Source organism: Pseudarthrobacter sulfonivorans (assembly GCF_024391045.1).
GTDB classification, from domain to species: Bacteria; Actinomycetota; Actinomycetes; order Actinomycetales; family Micrococcaceae; genus Arthrobacter; species Arthrobacter sulfonivorans_B.
In genome coordinates this window covers 77,531-93,340 of record NZ_JANFCZ010000016.1, presented here as the reverse complement: position 1 = coordinate 93,340, position 15,810 = coordinate 77,531, and the positions used below count along the sequence as shown (strand labels likewise).

Annotated in this window: 13 protein-coding genes; 10 read left to right on the top strand and 3 right to left on the bottom strand. The window is 63.5% G+C overall.

The window, feature by feature from the left end; genetic code table 11:
- Nucleotides 1-372 (top strand): hypothetical protein (locus tag NQJ30_RS12070; protein ID WP_255770158.1); only part of this gene is annotated, 372 nt, incomplete at its 5' end.
- Between the two features lie 165 nt (nt 373-537).
- On the opposite strand, the gene NQJ30_RS12065 is transcribed toward NQJ30_RS12070, so the two are convergent.
- Complete coding sequence (locus NQJ30_RS12065; RefSeq protein WP_255770157.1) at nt 538-1,581, bottom strand: LLM class flavin-dependent oxidoreductase; 1,044 nt, start codon at nt 1,579-1,581, stop codon at nt 538-540.
- A 179-nt stretch (nt 1,582-1,760) separates the two neighbouring features.
- Between NQJ30_RS12065 and NQJ30_RS12060 the strand changes: the two genes are divergently transcribed.
- The 5 genes from NQJ30_RS12060 (at nt 1,761) to NQJ30_RS12040 (ending at nt 9,192) form a co-directional block, all read left to right on the top strand.
- Nucleotides 1,761-3,524, top strand: a complete 1,764-nt coding sequence (locus NQJ30_RS12060; RefSeq protein WP_255770156.1) for an ABC transporter family substrate-binding protein — start codon at nt 1,761-1,763, stop codon at nt 3,522-3,524.
- A 274-nt stretch (nt 3,525-3,798) separates the two neighbouring features.
- Nucleotides 3,799-5,484 (top strand): peptide ABC transporter substrate-binding protein, encoded by a 1,686-nt coding sequence (locus tag NQJ30_RS12055; RefSeq protein WP_255770155.1) that lies wholly within the window; start codon nt 3,799-3,801, stop codon nt 5,482-5,484.
- A gap of 126 nt (nt 5,485-5,610) precedes the next feature.
- Nucleotides 5,611-6,540 carry an ABC transporter permease gene (locus NQJ30_RS12050; protein ID WP_255770154.1) on the top strand — a complete coding sequence of 310 codons (930 nt, stop codon included), beginning with the start codon at nt 5,611-5,613 and terminating at the stop codon, nt 6,538-6,540.
- Complete coding sequence (locus NQJ30_RS12045; protein ID WP_255770153.1) at nt 6,530-7,474, top strand: ABC transporter permease; 945 nt, start codon at nt 6,530-6,532, stop codon at nt 7,472-7,474. Before NQJ30_RS12050 ends, NQJ30_RS12045 begins: the two co-directional genes overlap by 11 nt.
- An 11-nt stretch (nt 7,475-7,485) precedes the next feature.
- The gene (locus tag NQJ30_RS12040) at nt 7,486-9,192 is read left to right on the top strand and encodes a dipeptide ABC transporter ATP-binding protein (RefSeq protein ID WP_255770151.1); all 1,707 of its coding nucleotides are present in this window, start codon (nt 7,486-7,488) and stop codon (nt 9,190-9,192) included.
- A gap of 61 nt (nt 9,193-9,253) precedes the next feature.
- Here the strand turns inward: NQJ30_RS12040 and NQJ30_RS12035 are convergent, their stop codons facing one another.
- Nucleotides 9,254-10,087 carry an SGNH/GDSL hydrolase family protein gene (locus NQJ30_RS12035; RefSeq protein WP_255770150.1) on the bottom strand — a complete coding sequence of 278 codons (834 nt, stop codon included), beginning with the start codon at nt 10,085-10,087 and terminating at the stop codon, nt 9,254-9,256.
- 283 nt (nt 10,088-10,370) lie between these two features.
- Between NQJ30_RS12035 and typA the strand changes: the two genes are divergently transcribed.
- Nucleotides 10,371-12,299, top strand: a complete 1,929-nt coding sequence (gene typA, locus NQJ30_RS12030; RefSeq protein ID WP_255770149.1) for a translational GTPase TypA — start codon at nt 10,371-10,373, stop codon at nt 12,297-12,299.
- Between the two features lie 129 nt (nt 12,300-12,428).
- Here the strand turns inward: typA and NQJ30_RS12025 are convergent, their stop codons facing one another.
- The gene (locus NQJ30_RS12025; protein ID WP_255770148.1) at nt 12,429-12,668 is read right to left on the bottom strand and encodes a putative acetyltransferase; all 240 of its coding nucleotides are present in this window, start codon (nt 12,666-12,668) and stop codon (nt 12,429-12,431) included.
- Between the two features lie 135 nt (nt 12,669-12,803).
- Here NQJ30_RS12025 and fdxA point away from each other — a divergent pair, with 135 nt between their 5' ends.
- The 3 genes from fdxA to NQJ30_RS12010 all read left to right on the top strand — a co-directional run bounded on the left by fdxA (nt 12,804) and on the right by NQJ30_RS12010 (nt 15,804).
- On the top strand, nt 12,804-13,130 hold the full coding sequence (gene fdxA, locus NQJ30_RS12020) for a ferredoxin (RefSeq protein WP_013601705.1): 327 nt from the start codon (nt 12,804-12,806) through the stop codon (nt 13,128-13,130).
- A 13-nt stretch (nt 13,131-13,143) separates the two neighbouring features.
- On the top strand, nt 13,144-14,292 hold the full coding sequence (gene dapC, locus NQJ30_RS12015; protein WP_255770147.1) for a succinyldiaminopimelate transaminase: 1,149 nt from the start codon (nt 13,144-13,146) through the stop codon (nt 14,290-14,292).
- A gap of 228 nt (nt 14,293-14,520) precedes the next feature.
- The gene (locus tag NQJ30_RS12010; RefSeq protein ID WP_255770146.1) at nt 14,521-15,804 is read left to right on the top strand and encodes a citrate synthase; all 1,284 of its coding nucleotides are present in this window, start codon (nt 14,521-14,523) and stop codon (nt 15,802-15,804) included.
- The last annotated feature ends 6 nt before the right edge of the window (nt 15,805-15,810 follow it).

The following is a 15,810-nucleotide window of genomic DNA, read 5'->3' as shown; positions in this document are numbered from 1 at the left end:
GGCCAGGAAGACATGCGAGAGCGCGAGCGCATGCGCAACGCGATCGTCCTACGACTGAACCCCTACAAGGATCAGAAAGCGGTCTGCCTGCTCAACAAATACGTCCTGACACCGACCCCCGAGGCTGGACGTGAGTTAGTTGAGCACTTCCACGAGATGCTCAAGCTCGAGTGGCAACGTGCGAAAAGAGAGTCCGGACTAATTCCATGGGGGGCGGGCTGGAGGGCCGGCCGTAGTGTGGAACGACAGAAGCGGCGAGTCGCGAGCTCCGGTTCCAGTGACGCGACCGACACGGCCTCCTCGCAGGTGACAGGTGCATCGGAGAGGCCCGAGCGCCGTACCCCCAACGCGGTTGTCAGTCGGACGATCTAGGCAGCAAAGCATACGTCCGTGCTCAGCCCTGTCGCCTCGGAACCATCTACTCCAAAGGTTATTCAGCTACGGAACGTGGTGGAGTTTCGCTTCAACGTCTAGCCACGGCTTCGAGAATCGCGCCCCGGCACAGCCCGGGGCGCGATTTTCGTACTCAGAACCAGCTCAGTGCCCTGCCGGACTCCATCCCAGGGCCGGCCCCAGTTTGGTGGCGATGTCGGTGAGGATCTGGACATAATCCTCATGCTCGAAGCTGAAGGGCAGCGCGAACGCCACTTCGTCGACCTCCTGAAACCCTGCGTGCGCGTACAGCTGTTCCGCAATCTGATCGCTGGTGCCCAGGAGGTCAGGGGCGAACAGCATGCCCCGGGGCCCCTGCGGCGCGTGGGTCCGGGGCGTGCGTTCATCGACGTACCGCTGGTATTTTTCCCGTTGTTTCGATGACGCCGAATCGGTCGGGATCACCACCAGGCCCTGCGAGGCCCTGGCCGGTCCGTGCGGCTGGGCTGCCGCGGCGGCCGCCTCGCGGTAGGCGCGGATCTGTGCCTGCTGGATCCGGCCAAACACGGGCTCCTGGTCCGCATCCGGGAAGATCACGCTGCTGGAGAGCAGGTTGAATCCGTTCGCCCCTGCCCACACCGCCGATTTCATGCTGGCTGCCCCATACCAGAGCCGTCCACGCAGCCCGGACGAGTGCGGTTCGACGCGGTTGGAGAATTCCTCGACCACCCCCTGCTTGCCGGAGAACTCGCGGACCGGTTCGCCCGCAATCAACCGCGCCAGACGATTGACCCGTGCGTAGCTGAAGTCCTCCAGTTCGGCGGTATCCGGGTACAACTCGTGCTTTACGGTCTCGTAATGCATTGGTTCACCCACGCTCAGGCCCGGATTGATGCGCCCGCCAGCCAGCAGATCAACGGTGGCCAGATCCTCCGCCAGACGCAGCGGGTTTTCCCAGCCCATCGGGGTCACGGCAGTTCCAAGCTCAATCCGGGAGGTGCGCTGGCTGGCCGCGGCCATAACCGCAATGGGGGAGGAGATCCCGAACTGCAGGTGGCGGTGGCGCAGCCAGGCGCTGTCGAACCCAAGACGTTCGCCGAGTTCGATGACCTGCAACGTCGATTCGTGCCCCTTGGCCGGATCCGCCGGATCGAACAGGCCAATGGTGAGGAAGCCAAGCTTGCGCAAAGGTTGTGGAGACTGGGGCATGGGCTTCCTTCGGGTCGGTGTGGGGCTGATCCTCATGATATCCAGGTGCCATTACGTTGCCGCCGGGGCAATTCCCTGAGCCGTTAGAATTCAATGAAAACAACGAGACTCAACGGCGTGTGGGTTGAAGAAGTATGTTCCGCGTCAACGTCTGATCCGGAACTGGCAAAGGAGACTGCGTGCCGCTGAGGCGTCTGATTCAGGTCATTACCGCTGCTGTGGCCGCGGCCCTTGTCATGTCGGGATGCTCCGGTCCGGGGGGAACCGCGCCTGTGGTGGTGGGCGAGACGAAACGCGGCGGCAGCGTCACTGTGGCCGAGGTGAACGCCTTCACCTCATTCAACCCGTTCAGTGCCGCGGGCAACACGGACATCAACACCAAGATCGGCCAGATCACCCATTCCGGGTTCTACTACATTGACAACACCGAAAAGGTGGTCCGCAACGAGAAGTTCGGCCGCTTTGAGAAGGTGTCCGACAGGCCGTTGAAAGTGAAATACACCGTCAACGAGGGTGTGAAATGGTCCGACGGCGCCCCCATAGACGCCGGGGACCTCCTCCTGGCATGGGCGGCCGGCTCTGGCTATTTTGACGACGCGAACGCCAAGTCCGGGACGGGCACCAGGTACTTTTCTGCCGCTTCCGACAGGACCGGCCTGGCTGCCACCGCGCTCCCGGAAATCGGGAGCGACGGCCGTTCGATCACCCTTGAATACCTGTCACCGTACGCGGATTGGGAAGTAGCGTTCGACGTCGGCCTTCCGGCCCATGTGGTCGCCGCCAAAAGCGGCCTGAACGACGAAGGCGACCTCATCGAGTTGCTCAAGGACTCGCCGCGCGGTGACCCGGACCGCCCCGCGGCGAATGCCGCATTGAAACGCGTCGGCGATTTCTGGAACACCGGCTTCGACACCAAATCACTGCCGCAGGACCCGGCGATGTACCTCTCCAGCGGTCCCTACATCGTCCGGGATATTGTTCCGGACGCGTCCATCACGCTCGTCCGGAACAAGGACTACGTGTGGGGAGCCGAGCCCTATCTTGACCAGGTCACCGTTCGCTTCACCGGTTCTGCCGGGGCCGCCGCAGAGGCACTCCGCGCGGGGCAGGCAGACATTATTGCGCCGCAGCCGAGCGCCGGAACCGAGGCCCTGTTTGACGGGCTGGCGGCGCAGGGAAACACCGTGGAACGGTACAACCAGTCCGGCTATGACCATCTGGATCTGAAGTTCTCCGGCCCCTTCGCTGAGAAGGATGTCCGTCAGGCGTTCCTCAAGACCGTTCCACGGCAGGAGATCGTCAACGACGTGGTGGGGGGCCCGGTGGCTGACGCGAAACCGCTGGATTCATACGTCTTCCTCCCGTCGCATCCCAAATATGCGGACACCGTCAAGAACAATGGATCCGCTGACTTTATAAAGGTCGATATCCAGGCCGCAGTTTCGCAGCTGCGCGGCGCGAGCCCGACAATCCGGATCCTGTACAACAAAGACAACCCCAACCGGGCCCGGGCGTTCTCCCTCATCCGGGACTCGGCCCGCGCCGCCGGCTTCACCGTTGAGGACGCAGGCCTGGGCAATGCCGACTGGGCGGCGGCACTGAACAAGGGTGGCTACGATGCCGCAATCCTCGGATGGATCGGCCCCAGCGTGGGTGTCAGCCGTGTTCCCCAGATCTTCAAGACCGGCGCCGGAAGCAACTTCAACGGGTTCTCCGACAACGAAGCGGACAAGGCAATGGATGACCTGGCAAGCACCACGGACCTGGGAAAACAGGACGAACTGCTGGCCAGCGTGGACAAGCGGATCTGGCAAAGCGCCTACGGCCTCCCGCTCTACCAAACCACCGGAACGGTCGCATACAGCCACCGAGTGACCGGAATTGTGCCAAGCTCCGGTCCGCTGGGCGTGTGGTGGAACGTGTGGGAGTGGCGCCTCAAATAGGCGGGGCAGCGGCCAACACGAAAGCCGGGGGAGCCCGGCAGGGCCGATTTCACGCTCAGTCCTACCAGCGAGTAGCATGTGACTTGCGCAACTTTCCGGGACAAGCTAGTTATTGGCCGTTAACTGATTACGGTTTGGCAACGGTGTACCAGTATTTGGACTTTGTGCAGTTAGGCTACTCATCATGGGCTGCGTCACAGTGTAATTCTGCGATGCGGCTGCCGGGGAGCAAAACGATTTCCCCGAACATCTCCCACAACTCATAGGAGGCGGAATGCGTTTCACGCGCACTTCCAAAGCACTCGGCATGGTGGCGATCGCCGCCCTTGCCCTGACCGGCTGCGGCGCTGGAGGCGGCAGCAATGACGGTGCCAGCCAATCTGCCGGTGACCCCAACAAGGTCATCACCGCTTACAGCAACGAGCCTCAGAACCCGCTGCTGCCGGCAAACACTAACGAAGTTTACGGCGGCCGCGTCGTTGAACTGCTGTTCGAAGGCCTCCGCAGCTACGATGCCGACGGCAAGCCGGTCAACGCACTGGCAGACTCCATTGAGTCCACTGACGCCCAGAACTGGACCATCAAGGTCAAGCAGGGCCACAAGTTCACCAACGGTGAAGCCATCACGGCCAAGACCTTCGTTGATTCCTGGAACTTCGCTGCGAACTCCAAGAACCTGCAGAACAACGGCTTCTTCTTCGAGTCCATCGCGGGCTACGAGGATGTCTCGGCTGTAACCACGGAGAAGGCTGCGGACGGCAAGACCACCACCACGCCCGCTCCGACCGCCGACACCATGTCCGGCCTGAAGGCCACCGACGACTCCACCATCACGGTCAAGCTGGCTCAGCCTGAAGCCGACTGGTCGCTGCGCCTGGGCTACTCTGCCTTCTACCCGCTGCCCTCCGCAGCACTGACGGACCCGAAGACCTACGGCGAGAACCCGGTGGGCAACGGTCCTTACAAGCTGGAAAAGGCCGGTGCGTGGGTTCACGACCAGTCCATTTCGCTCGTGAAGAACGCTGACTACGATGGTCCCCGCGCTTCCAAGAACGGCGGCGTAACCTTCAAGTTCTACACCGATCCGGGCCCCGCGTACACGGACCTGCAGTCCGACAACCTGGACGTCACGGATGTTCTTCCGTCCAATGCCCTGAAGACTTACACCACGGACTTCCCGGACCGTAACTCCACCAAGGCCGTTGCCACCGACTCCACGCTCAACATCCCGGGCTACAACCCGAATTTCCAGGGTGAAGCCGGCAAGCTGCGCCGCCAGGCACTGTCCTACGCCATCAACCGCGAAGAAATCGCCAAGGTGGTCTTCAACGGTACCCGTACCCCGGCCAAGGCCTTCGCACCGCCGGTCATCGATGGTTTCAAGGCCGACCTCAAGGGCAGCGAAGTCCTCAAGTTTGACGCCGCCAAGGCCAAGGACCTGTGGGCCCAGGCTGACAAGATCAAGCCGTACGACAGCTCCAAGCCGCTCCAGATTGCCTCCAACACTGACGGCGGCAACAAGGAATGGATCGACGCTGTAGCCAACGGTTTCAAGAACAACCTCGGCATCCAGGCTGAAATCCAGCCGTTCGCCAAGTTTGCCGAAGTCCTGAACCTGCGCAAGTCCCAGCAGCTCCCCGGCCTGACCCGCGCGGGCTGGCAGGGCGATTACCCGTCGCTGTACAACTTCCTCGGACCCGTCTGGGCAACCGGCGCATCCTCCAACTACGAGAAGTACTCGAACCCGGAGTTCGACAAGCTGCTCAAGGAGGGTCTGGCTGCCAAGACCACCGAAGAGGCGAACGCAAAGTTCAACCAGGCACAGGAAGTCCTCTTCCAGGACCTTCCGGGTCTGCCGCTGTGGGACCAGGCACGGCCGATCGTGTGGAGCAACAACGTTACGAAGGCCGAGACCGGCTGGAATGGCGGAATTCTCTACTACAACATCACCGCCAAGTAGTCTCCAGGATCTAAACTTGCCGTCAGGCAGATTGGGGGTCCGGCGTCAGCCGGGCCCCCATTGTCCTGTACGGCAGGAAGGCACACATGAAATCCCCCTCTTCGTTCCCCGAAAGCTGGTGATCCGGTGGTCCGCTTTATTCTGCGTCGACTCCTCCAGGTGATCCCTGTCTTCATCGGCACCACGCTTTTGGTCTACTACATGGTCTTCGCCCTACCCGGCGACCCCATCGCAGCCCTCTTCGGTGACCGCCAGCCCCCGCAGGCCGTCATTGACACCCTCCGCAGCCAGTACCACCTCGACCAGCCCTTCTGGGTCCAGTACGGACTGTTCCTGCAGAACCTCTTCACCTTCAACCTCGGTAACGACTTCACCGGGCAGCCCATCGCAGCCAGCCTGGCGCGCGTCTTTCCCGTAACGGCCATGCTTGCCGTTGAAGCGCTGGCCATCCAGGCCATCTTCGGCGTCGCCTTTGGCGTTTTCGCCGGCCTCCGCCGCGGCGGATGGTTTGACTCCACAGTCCTGGTGGCCTCACTCGTGGTCATCGCCGTGCCCACCTTCGTCCTCGGCTTCGTCTTCCAGCTGGTTTTCGGTGTCCAGCTGGGCTGGGCCAAACCCACGGTCGGCGCCAATGCCGACTGGGGCAGCCTGCTGCTGCCCGCAGTGGTCCTGGGCCTCGTGTCATTTGCCTACGTTCTCCGCCTGACCCGTGCTTCGGTGAGCGAAAACATGAACGCAGACTATGTGCGGACCGCCACCGCAAAGGGCCTGTCCCGGCCGCGGGTCGTGATTGCACACATCCTGCGCAACTCCCTGATCCCGGTGGTGACCTACCTCGGCGCCAACCTCGGCGGGCTGATGGGTGGTGCCATCGTGACGGAGGGCATCTTCAACGTTCCCGGCGTCGGCAACAAGCTCTATCAAGCGGTGCTGCGCAGCGAAGGGCCAACCATCGTCTCCATCGTCAGCGTCCTGGTGCTGGTCTTCGTGGTGGCCAACCTGCTCGTTGATCTCCTGTATGCCTGGCTAGACCCGAGGATCCGTTATGACCAGTAATAACAGCCACTTCGTGGCGCCCATCGACGAGACACCGCTGCTTGCAACGGATGCCGTCAAAACCGACCATGCGCCCGTGAGCCTGTGGTCGGATGCGTGGCGCAAGCTCCGCCGTCGGCCGCTGTTCATCATTTCCGCGCTGCTGATCCTTGCGCTCCTGGTCGTGGCGCTGTTCCCCGGCCTCTTTTCGTCCGTTGCACCGAATGACGGTTGCGAACTGTCCAACTCCGAAGGCGGTCCCTCCGCGGGCCACCCGTTCGGCTTCACATTCCAGGGCTGTGACATCTACTCCCGCGTCATTCATGGCACGCAGGCGTCCCTTTCCGTGGGTGTGCTTTCCGTGCTGTGCGTGCTTGTTATCGGTGTGACGATCGGCGCCATCGCCGGCTACTACGGCGGCTGGGTCGACTCTGTGCTTGCCCGCCTGGGTGACATTTTCTTCGCCCTGCCTTTGATCCTTGGCGCCCTGGTCATCACCCAGCTTCCGCTGTTCCGGGAAAACCGGAGCGTCTGGACGGTGGTTTTTGTCATCTCCCTGCTGGCATGGCCCCAAATGGCGCGCATCACCCGTGGCGCGGTCATCGAGGTGCGCAATGCGGACTTCGTGACGGCGGCCCGCTCGTTGGGCGTTTCGAGGTTCGGCGCCCTGGTCCGTCACGTCCTGCCGAACGCGCTGGCCCCGATCATTGTCCTGGCCACCTTGGAACTGGGTGTCTTCATCGTGGCGGAAGCTACCTTGTCCTTCCTGGGCATTGGCCTGCCGCAGGGCATCATGTCCTGGGGCAACGACATTGCGGGTGCCCAGGCATCCATCCGCACACATCCCCAGATCATGCTCTACCCGGCAGCCGCGCTGTCCATCACCGTGCTGAGCTTCATCATGCTCGGCGATGCCGTCCGGGACGCGCTTGATCCGAAGAGCCGTCAGCGATGAGAGACAAAGAGATGATGACCCCAGAAATCCACATCGACGAGGCGGGACGTGCGGGCGTGAAGCCCCTGCTGGAAATCCGCGATCTGGCCATTACCTTCAAGACCGGCGGCGGTGATGTCCAGGCGGTCCGCAATGCGCACCTGACCATCATGCCCGGTGAGACCGTGGCCATTGTGGGCGAATCAGGCTCCGGAAAATCCACCACGGCCCTTGCCGCCATCGGACTCCTGCCCAACAACGGTGCGGTGTCCGGCGGGCAGATCCTCCTCGACGGGGAGGACATAGCCCACGCCACGGAAAAGCGGATGATCGAACTGCGCGGCAATACCATTGGTATGGTTCCGCAGGACCCCATGTCCAACCTCAATCCCGTGTGGAAGATCGGTTACCAGGTCAAAGAGACCTTGCGGGCCAACGGGCAGCCCAGCGGTCCGGATGACATCGCCAAGGTGCTGTCCGAGGCGGGCCTCCCGGACGCCCACCGTCGCGCCGGCCAGTACCCGCATGAGTTCTCCGGTGGTATGCGGCAGCGTGCGCTGATCGCGATCGGGCTGTCCTGCAAGCCGCGGCTGCTGATCGCGGATGAGCCGACGTCGGCCCTGGATGTCACCGTCCAGCGGCAGATCCTCGATCACCTGGAAACCATGACCGCAGAGCTCGGCACCTCCGTGCTGCTCATCACTCACGATCTGGGTCTGGCTGCCGAGCGGGCAGACAAAGTGGTGGTGATGTACCGGGGCCAGGTGGTGGAAGCAGGTCCCTCGCTTGAGCTGTTGCGGAACCCGCAGCACCCGTACACCAAGCGCCTGGTCGAATCTGCGCCATCGTTGGCGAGCCGGCGTATCCAGGTCGCCAAGGAACAGGGCGTGGAAGCATCGGACCTGTTGGCGCCCGCCGCCGAGGTGGCTGCCGCGGACAACGTCCTGCAGATCCAGGACCTGCGCAGGGTCTACAAACTGCGCAGCGGATTGGGAAAGGCCACGGACTTTGCGGCCGTCGACGGTGTGAGCTTCGACGTCAGGCGCGGGACCACCACCGCGATTGTGGGGGAGTCCGGTTCGGGCAAGTCAACTGTCGCCAAAATGGTCCTGCAGCTCGAGAAGCCGACCGAAGGCAGGATTCTCTTCGACGGCGTCGACACGTCACTGCTCAAGCCCAAGGAGCTCTTCAAGTTCCGCCGCCGGGTGCAGCCCATCTTCCAGGACCCGTACGGTTCGCTGGACCCGATGTACAACATCTTCCGGACCATCGAGGAGCCCTTGCGGGTTCACAAGATTGGCGACCCTGCCAGCCGCGAAAAGAAGGTCCGCGAACTCCTGGATCAGGTGGCGCTGCCCCAGTCCACCATGCAGCGGTACCCGAATGAACTGTCGGGCGGGCAGCGTCAGCGTATTGCCATTGCCCGGGCACTCGCGTTGGATCCGGAAGTAATCATTTGCGATGAGGCCGTGTCCGCCTTGGACGTGCTGGTTCAGGCCCAGGTGCTCAATCTCCTGGCAGACCTGCAGGCCAACCTGGGGCTGACCTACCTCTTTATCACCCATGACCTTGCGGTGGTCCGGCAGATTGCCGACCATGTGTGCGTGATGGAGAAGGGGAAGCTGGTGGAAACGGGGTCCACGGATGACGTTTTCGAATCCCCCCAGCAGGATTACACCAAGGCCCTGCTCAACGCCATTCCCGGGGCGAAGCTCATGCTTCCGCCGGAAGTGGCCTGAGAAGCACAGGGAGTGAGCGGAGCCGGTGCCCGGAAGGGCGCCGGCTCCTGCGCTTAACGCCCTACAACTGAAGGTTGAGTTTCCGAAGGTTGTCCCCGAGCAGCCCGCCCAGTGTTTTGCGGCCTGCTGTGTTCATGTGGACGGCATCGGCCAGGTTCCTGGCGAGGTTGTACTTGGTCAGCCAGTCACCCACCCCAACAAACGGTATGCCGTTCCGGGCCGCCAGGTTCCCCAGCAGCGCATCCACCTGCGTCCTGCGGCCGCCCCCGTAGTTGGCACCGCGGGCCAGCGTTCCGATCATCGCGAGCCGGGTGGCCGGATAGCGCTCCCTGAGGGCACTGATCAGTCGCTCGGCGTTGGCCACGATTTGCGCGTCCGAAGCACCCTGGGCTGCATCGTTGCCGCCGCCCTGGATGACAATCAGGGCCGGCGTCCCGTAGGGCAGCTTCCAGTCGCCCCGCTGCAGGGCGTCGATGTAGTTGCCTGTCTTTCCGTTGGACGCCACAAAGCCGGTTCCGCCGAGGCCGCAGAAGTGGACTTTGTAGCCGACGGCGGCGAGGCCAAGACGCGGCCAGCCGTCGGCGGGTTCGGACTGTGAATCGCCGATCAGCAGCGCGGTATGCCTGATGTCCGGGACGACCACTTCGTCGCGGCCATTGGCGGGATTACGGACAACGGAACCGGCCGGCAGGCTTTCCGGATCAGCGCCGCGCTCAATGTAGCGGCCCGCAGCACCACCCGCCGCCCCCGGACCTGCCGCTGCAGGCGCGCCCGCGGCAGCAGCACCCGCTGCTTGCGTGGCGGACGCGGGGGACCCGGCAGGGGGTGCAGTTGGCTGCCCGCAGCCGCAGAGGAGGACGCCGGCAGCGATTCCCGATGCGACTAAGCGGGACATGGCCGAGGCGTTTCGCATCAGGGGCTCTCCGGGCTTGAAGTATCACAGCAATAATGAAGCATCAAGTCATGAAAATCCAGTGACTTTGCCCACGGCGCAGGAGCGCCGGTGAGTGATTCGCCGGGATTGCCGCGTCTTGGCCCTTGGTCGATTTTTAGGCGCCTTAGGCCGCAGCGTTTAGAATAATGGAAGGCGCCCTGTGTTAATGGGCCAATCCGTCGTGGACTCCGGTTGGAAATGCGGCGAAACAACAGCTGACTCACACTGAATCGAGCAATAACGCATGTCTGAAACCACCACCAACACTGCGGTAGCCACTGCATCACGCAGTGACCTGCGTAACGTCGCGATCGTGGCCCACGTTGACCACGGCAAGACCACCCTGGTCGATGCCATGCTCAAGCAGACCAACTCCTTTGCCGAACACAACCACCTCGAAGACCGTGTGATGGACTCCGGTGACCTGGAGCGCGAAAAGGGCATCACCATCCTGGCCAAGAACACCACCGTGGCCTACAACGGACCGTCCTCCCACGGTGAAACCATCACCATCAACGTCATCGACACCCCCGGCCACGCCGACTTCGGCGGCGAGGTGGAGCGCGGACTGTCCATGGTGGACGGCGTTGTCCTCCTGGTTGACGCGTCCGAGGGCCCGCTGCCCCAGACCCGCTTTGTGCTGCGTAAGGCTCTCGCCGCGCACCTGCCGGTCATCCTGCTGGTCAACAAGACTGACCGCCCCGACGCACGCATCGAAGAAGTTGTCCACGAGTCCATGGACCTGCTCCTGGGCCTCGCCTCGGACCTCGCCGACGAAGTTCCGGACCTGGACCTGGACAAGATCCTCAACGTCCCCGTGGTCTACGCCGCCGCCAAGGTCGGCCGCGCATCCTTGGACCAGCCCGCCGACGGCTCCGCCCCGGACAACGAAGACCTCGAGCCGCTGTTCAAGACCATCATCGACCACATCCCCGCGCCCACGTACAACCCCAACGGCGTCCTCCAGGCCCACGTGACCAACCTGGACGCCTCGCCCTTCCTGGGCCGTCTCGCCCTCCTCCGCATCTACAACGGCACCCTCCGCAAGGGCCAGCAGGTTGCCTGGGCGCGCGCCAACGGCGAGCTCAAGACCGTGAAAATCACCGAACTGCTCGCCACCAAGGCCCTCGACCGCGTTCCGGCCGAATCAGCCGGACCCGGTGAGATCGTCGCCGTCGCCGGCATTGAGGAAATCACCATCGGTGAGACCCTCACCGACGTCGAGAACCCGCAGCCGCTGCCGCTGATCACCGTGGACGATCCCGCGATCTCCATGACCATCGGCATCAACACCTCGCCGCTGGCCGGCAAGGTCAAGGGCGCCAAGGTCACGGCCCGCCAGGTGAAGGACCGCCTGGACAAGGAACTGATCGGTAACGTCTCCCTCAAAGTCCTGCCCACCGAGCGTCCTGACGCCTGGGAAGTCCAGGGCCGTGGTGAGCTCGCACTGGCCATTCTGGTTGAGCAGATGCGCCGCGAAGGCTTTGAACTGACCGTCGGCAAGCCCCAGGTGGTCACCAAGACCATCGACGGCAAGATCCACGAGCCGATGGAACACATGACCATCGACGTGCCCGAAGAGTACCTCGGCGCCGTCACCCAGCTGATGGCAGCCCGCAAGGGCCGCATGACCAACATGGCCAACCACGGCACCGGCTGGTGCCGGATGGAATTCATCGTCCCGGCCCGCGGCCTGATCGGTTTCCGCACCAAGTTCCTCACGGACACGCGTGGCGCCGGCATCGCAGCGTCCATCGCCGAGGGCTACGAGCCCTGGGCCGGCCCGATCGAATACCGCACCAACGGTTCGATGATCGCCGACCGCGCAGGTGTTGTGACGCCGTTCGCCATGATCAACCTGCAGGAACGCGGCTCCTTCTTCGTCAAACCCACCTCCGAGGTCTACGAGGGCATGATCGTCGGCGAGAACTCCCGCGCGGACGACATGGACGTCAACATCACCAAGGAAAAGAAGCTCACCAACATGCGTGCAGCCTCCTCCGATACCTTCGAGAACCTGACGCCGCCGCGCGACCTGACCCTTGAAGAGTCGCTCGAATTCGCCCGCGAGGACGAATGCGTCGAGGTGACCCCGGATTCCATCCGCATCCGCAAGGTCATCCTGGACACCAACGAGCGTGCCAAGGCCAACCGCGCCCGCGCCAAGGTCTAACAACAGGCCGCACAGCCCAACAGAATGCCACCGGCTCCCTCCCGGTGGCATTCTGCGTTGTACCGGCAGGGGCGCCGATCGCCGTGTCTTCAGATCGTACGGGCGGCCCCGGCGCTGTGAAAGCTGCCCTTAGCGCGCGGCCGTGCGCCGCGGCGGGGCGGGCGGGACCGCTTTCGCGGCGACCACGAGGTGCAGGGGGATCACGACGTCGGCCTTCCGCGTCCTGACTGTGCACTCGCCGTCGTCCGTGGTCACCAGGTGCCCCAGCGCGTCCGTCAGGCCGCCGTCGATCCGGTACCGCACCACCACCCTGGTTCCGGGCGTGGCCGCGGCCAGGAATTCACGGGGCGTAGGCTGGGCGGGACTCACCAGTTCATACTAAGGCGGCCCGCTAGGTTCGCGGGAACGGGCTGGGAGATAATAAGCTCAGTAGTCAATAGTCCGGATATTGCGCCGGATTCAAGTGCCGGCGGTCGCCGGAAACAACGTGGAGAGGCAAGGGACGTGACGTACGTAATCGCGCAGCCGTGTGTAGATGTCAAGGACAAGGCATGTATTGAGGAGTGCCCGGTCGACTGCATCTATGAGGGTGAGCGTTCGCTGTACATCCACCCCGATGAGTGTGTCGACTGTGGTGCCTGCGAGCCCGTGTGCCCCGTGGAGGCCATCTACTACGAGGATGACACCCCTGAGGAATGGGCCGACTACTACAAGGCAAACGTCGAGTTCTTCGATGACCTGGGCTCACCCGGCGGTGCCGCGAAGATCGGCAACACGGGCAAGGACCACCCGATGATCGCCGCCCTGCCGCCCCAGAACCAAGACCACTGAGCCGGACGCCCCGGTGACATCAGCGGTGAACACTTTTGGCCTGAGCCTGCCCGATTACCCGTGGGAGGCCATGGCACCGTATCTCGCCAAGGCGTCGGAGCATCCCGGTGGGGCCATCAACCTCTCCATCGGCACCCCCGTGGACCCGACGCCGGTCCTGATCCAGGAGGCCCTCAGGGCCGCCGCTGACGCCCCCGGTTACCCCACCGTGCACGGTACCGCCGGGCTGCGCGAAGCCATCGCGACGTGGTTCGACCGCCGCCGCGGCGTTGCGGGACTCGACCCCAAAAACGTCATGCCTACAGTTGGTTCCAAGGAACTGGTGGCGTGGCTGCCGCTCCTGCTCGGACTCAAGCCCGGCGACGTCGTCGTCCGCCCCAAGGTCGCGTACCCCACCTACGACATTGGCGCTACCCTTGCCGGGGTCACCTCAGTGGCGACGGACCACCTGGACGAGCTCGACGCCGCCACCCTCGCCCGGGTGCGCCTCATCTGGGTCAACTCCCCGGGGAACCCCACCGGAAGCGTGCGGGACGTCGAGTCGCTGAAGGCGCTGGTGGCCCAGGCGCGCGAACTGGGCGCTGTGGTGGCCTCGGACGAATGCTATGCGGAGCTGGGCTGGGGCGCCTGGGATGCCCAGCGCGGCGGCGAACCGGTCCCCAGCATCCTGGATCCCCGCGTTGCCGGCGGGTCCCATGACGGGCTCCTGGCCGTCTACTCCCTCAGCAAGCAATCCAACGTTGCCGGCTACCGGGCCGCCTTCGTGGCCGGCGATCCGGCCATCATGGCCAACCTCGTCAACAGCCGCAAGCATGCAGGCATGATCGTGCCCTACCCGGTGCAGGAAGCCATGCGGGTGGCGCTGGGCGACGACACCCACGTCCTGGCCCAGAAGGATCTCTACCGCGGACGGCGGGAACGCCTGGTGCCCGCACTGCAGCACTTCGGGCTCGAGATCAAGGAATCCGACGCCGGACTGTATCTGTGGTCCACCGCGGGGGAGGGCACCTGGGAAACCGTGGCGCGACTTGCCGGCTTGGGCATCGTGGTGGGTCCGGGCGTGTTTTACGGCGACGCCGGCAACGGTTTCGTGCGGGTGGCACTCACCGGAACCGACGAGCGCATCGACGCCGCGGTAGCCCGGCTGACCTCCGCTCCGTAACAATCTTATGACTCGCGCCACAAAGGTGGCGTTTTGGGGGGATTTCGGCAGCCGCCGATTAGTGCCACCAGTCCATCGGGCGGTACTTTTTAAGTGACTATCAATGGTGGCTTTCTACAAGAAGGCAGCCCGGGTGTTGGATTTCCTGGATGAACAGGGACAGTGCCACGGCTCACCGGTTGGATCAAGCTTTCGACAGAGGCCCAAGCGCCTCATGAAGGGGACTCCATGACTGAGACCAACAGCGCAACCCTGCACCATGCAGGAGGCGAGCTCAAGCTCCCGCGCATCAAGGTTGTTGAAGGAAACGAAGGATACGACGTTTCCAAGCTGCTCAAGCAGACGGGCGCAGTCACCTTTGACCCCGGCTTCATGAACACTGCAGCAACCACCTCCGCCATCACCTACATCGATGGCGATGCGGGCATCCTGCGTTACCGCGGATACCCCATCGAGCAGCTGGCGCAGCACTCCAGCTTCCTCGAGGTTTCCTACCTCCTGATCTACGGCAACCTGCCCAGCGCCACCGAGCTGGAAGCCTTTGACCAGAAGATCCGCCGCCACACCCTGCTGCACGAAGAACTCAAGGGTTTCTTCAGTGGCTTCCCGCGCGACGCCCACCCGATGCCCGTGCTGTCCTCGGCCGTCTCCGCGCTGTCGACGTTCTACCAGGACTCCCTGGACCCGTTCAACGCCGAGCAGGTGGAGCTGTCCACCATCCGCCTCATGGCCAAGATGCCGGTCATCGCCGCCTACGCGCACAAGAAGTCCATCGGGCAGCCCATGCTGTACCCGGACAACTCCCACAACCTCGTGGAGAACTTCATGCGACTGAGCTTCGGCCTGCCGGCCGAGCAGTATGAAGTGGACCCGGTCATTGCCAAGGCGCTGGACCTGCTGCTGATCCTGCACGCGGACCACGAGCAGAACTGCTCCACCTCCACCGTGCGCCTGGTTGGCTCCTCGAACGCCAACCTCTTCGCTTCGGTGTCGGCCGGCATCAACGCCCTCTTCGGCCCCGCCCACGGCGGCGCCAACGAGGCCGTGCTCAAAATGCTCCGCCAGATCCAGGCCGACGGCACCAAGCCCGAGGACTACATGGAGAAGGTCAAGAACAAAGAAGACGGCGTCCGCCTCATGGGCTTCGGACACCGTGTCTACAAGAACTACGATCCGCGTGCCAAGATCGTCAAAGCCACGGCACACGAGATCCTCAGCAAGCTCGGCGGCAACGACGAACTGCTGGAGATCGCCCTGCGCCTCGAAGAGAAGGCGCTGAATGATGACTACTTCATCCAGCGCAAGCTCTACCCGAACGTGGACTTCTACACCGGCCTGATCTACAAGGCCATGGGCTTCCCGGAGAAGATGTTCACTGTCCTGTTCGCGATCGGCCGCCTGCCTGGCTGGATCGCCCAGTGGCGTGAAATGATCACCGACCCCAACACCAAGATCGGCCGCCCGCGCCAGCTGTACATCGGCGAGCCGGAGCGCGACTACCCGGTCCGCTAACCTCCG

What these genes read in the sequence shown, in the direction of transcription:
- NQJ30_RS12065 (WP_255770157.1), bottom strand. Translation starts at nt 1,581, where the DNA reads ATGCCCCAGTCTCCACAACCTTTGCGCAAGCTTGGCTTCCTCACCATT.
- NQJ30_RS12055 (WP_255770155.1), top strand. Translation starts at nt 3,799, where the DNA reads ATGCGTTTCACGCGCACTTCCAAAGCACTCGGCATGGTGGCGATCGCC.
- NQJ30_RS12045 (WP_255770153.1), top strand. Translation starts at nt 6,530, where the DNA reads ATGACCAGTAATAACAGCCACTTCGTGGCGCCCATCGACGAGACACCG.
- NQJ30_RS12040 (WP_255770151.1), top strand. Translation starts at nt 7,486, where the DNA reads ATGATGACCCCAGAAATCCACATCGACGAGGCGGGACGTGCGGGCGTG.
- NQJ30_RS12035 (WP_255770150.1), bottom strand. Translation starts at nt 10,087, where the DNA reads ATGTCCCGCTTAGTCGCATCGGGAATCGCTGCCGGCGTCCTCCTCTGC.
- typA (WP_255770149.1), top strand. Translation starts at nt 10,371, where the DNA reads ATGTCTGAAACCACCACCAACACTGCGGTAGCCACTGCATCACGCAGT.
- NQJ30_RS12010 (WP_255770146.1), top strand. Translation starts at nt 14,521, where the DNA reads ATGACTGAGACCAACAGCGCAACCCTGCACCATGCAGGAGGCGAGCTC.